This is a genomic window from Mucilaginibacter sp., from assembly GCF_036383575.1.
Lineage (GTDB): Bacteria > Bacteroidota > Bacteroidia > Sphingobacteriales > Sphingobacteriaceae > Mucilaginibacter.
The window spans coordinates 1-2268 of record NZ_DASVOB010000176.1 but is presented as its reverse complement, the minus strand read 5'-3'; the positions used below and the strand labels follow the sequence as shown (position 1 = coordinate 2268).

Sequence of the window (2268 nt, the reverse complement as noted above, 5' to 3'; positions counted from 1 at the left end):
GTACAGTTCTGGAATTTTCCGGGATTGGCACCCCTCTCCTGAATTTTCCACTTAGCTGACCGGACGATAGCGGGCTCCAAACAATGGTGCTTACCTTTTGGTCGATACCCAAAGGCATCAGCTCCCATTCAAACTCCCGGTTAAGCAATGAATAATAGGCTTGATGAGCAATATAACGGCTCCAGCCATATCTTTCAGATACCGAAAGCGATTTCATTAAATGCCAGCCTGAAAAATTGGAGCAGGCTATGTAACGCACTTTACCGCTGGTAACCAGGTCATCAAGAGCCCTTAAGGTTTCTTCAACCGGAGTATTGGCATCAAAACCGTGCATATGATAAATATCGATCCTATCGGTATTTAGACGGCGGAGGCTGTCCTCGGCCGATTTGATGAGGTGATATCGTGATGAACCGAAATCATTTACACCCTGCCCCATAGTAAATGTAGCTTTGGTTGAGATCAACACTTCATTACGGATCCCTTCCAGGGCTTTGCCCAATATTTCTTCAGAAATGCCTTGCGAATAAACATTTGCGGTATCAAATAAGTTAACACCAGCGTCAAGGCAAATATTAATGAGCTTTTTTGCTTCATCAACCTGGGTATTGCCCCATGCTTTAAAAAACTCATTACCACCGCCAAATGTGGCAGTACCAAAGCTCAATACCGGCACCCTTAACCCGGATGCACCTAATTGTCTGTATTCCATAGTTTAATGTTTTTGTGATGTAAAAAGCAGTAGCCTGCCTCGCAAATTTATGTGGAATGAACCGCCGCAGGGATTTTTACACATCATAAGTTTGTCATTTATGACTCAGGTTTCATTGCCTTGAAGTAAACAAATATTAGTTTTGGGTAATGATTGCAGACCCGCTAAGCGTTTCCCTTTTTGAAATGAGATTGGAAGAGATCCATCGCCGCGACCCTATGCTACGGTACGAGATCAGTATCCGTGATTTTATTACCTTATTCCCGCTTAAAATAAAAAATGGCAAGCCTGTAAAGCCGGAACAACCCTCCTCCTTTGCGCTTGACAGGGATGTTTTCTTACAGGTACTGGTTGCATTTAATCAATCTTTTAATTGAAACACCTCCCTGTTTTGTCCAATCAGGAACACTTCTAAATAACAAATAAACCACTTTGGGCTAACGCCATGTTTTAACTTTGCGCAAAATTTAAAACATGGAGAAAACTAAACTTACCATTAACAATAACGGTTCGGTTAAAATAGAAGGCGATTTTGAGATTGTAGACATGCAGGGTAATGCTTATGGCTTACAAGGCCGTACAGTACTTTCAATTTGCCGTTGCGGTTTATCAGCAAACAAACCATTTTGTGATGGTTCGCACAAAGGTCATTTTGAGCATAACGCCATTGCATTTGACCTTCCGCCCAAAAAAGTATAAACAATTGTTTTTATATACATTAAGCCCGGTGTTTTTTACATTGGGCTTTTGTTTTATCAGGTGTTCTCAAAATAATCTGCATTTTTGACAACCACATCCCAAACAACAATGCGTTATTTTTTTCATATCGGTTATCATGGCACAAGATACAGCGGCTGGCAACGGCTTTCAAAGTTTTCATCTGTACAGGAAGTAATTGAAACAGCTCTTACCCGTATTTTAAAACATCCGATAGCTATTGTAGGTTGTGGACGCACCGATGCTAAAGTACATGCCAGCCAGTTCTTTTTTCATGCCGATATAACTGATAATTTAGATTATGACCTGTTATTCAGGCTCAATAAACTATTACCCGACGACATTGCTGTATTTGACATCATTTCGATGCAGGGAGATCCACACGCCCGTTTTGACGCGGTAAAACGGAGCTATGATTATTTCATTCATAATTATAAAGATCCGTTTTTAAGTAACTTTAGTTCTTTTTACCGCGATCAGGACCTTGATCTTGATGCTATGAAAAAAGCTGTTTCTATCCTGCCAAATTATACCGATTTCCGCGCTATGTGTAAAACGCCCGACAGGGTTGACCATACGCTCTGTCATATAAAATCGGTCGGGTTATATATCGATGCCAAAGGTGATAAGTTAAGGTTCAACATTACTGCTAACCGCTTTTTAAACCGAATGATCAGGATCATTGTAGGCCGATTGCTTGAAATTGGCAAAGGGCAGATGAGCACAGATGAATTTGAGTTTTATATTGCCAATAAACAAACCCCAAAGATCATTATCCCCGCGCATCCACAGGGTTTGTACCTGTCAAAAGTAACTTATCGCTACCTTGATCTCGAACC

General features: G+C 40.9%; 4 protein-coding genes. 3 read left to right on the top strand and 1 reads right to left on the bottom strand.

From position 1 onward, the window contains the following. A partial coding sequence (locus VF500_RS06425; protein WP_330858872.1) for an aldo/keto reductase occupies positions 1 to 712 on the bottom strand: 712 nt, incomplete at its 3' end. Positions 713 to 897: 185 nt separating this feature from the next. On the opposite strand from VF500_RS06425, the gene VF500_RS06420 reads away from it, so the two are divergent. The 3 genes from VF500_RS06420 to truA form a co-directional block, all read left to right on the top strand. Next, complete coding sequence (locus tag VF500_RS06420) at positions 898 to 1089, top strand: hypothetical protein (RefSeq protein WP_330858871.1); 192 nt, start codon at positions 898 to 900, stop codon at positions 1087 to 1089. A 97-nt stretch (positions 1090 to 1186) separates the two neighbouring features. After that, on the top strand, positions 1187 to 1411 hold the full coding sequence (locus tag VF500_RS06415) for a CDGSH iron-sulfur domain-containing protein (protein WP_110583172.1): 225 nt from the start codon (positions 1187 to 1189) through the stop codon (positions 1409 to 1411). A gap of 108 nt (positions 1412 to 1519) precedes the next feature. Next, positions 1520 to 2268 (top strand): tRNA pseudouridine(38-40) synthase TruA (gene truA, locus VF500_RS06410; protein WP_330858870.1); only part of this gene is annotated, 749 nt, incomplete at its 3' end.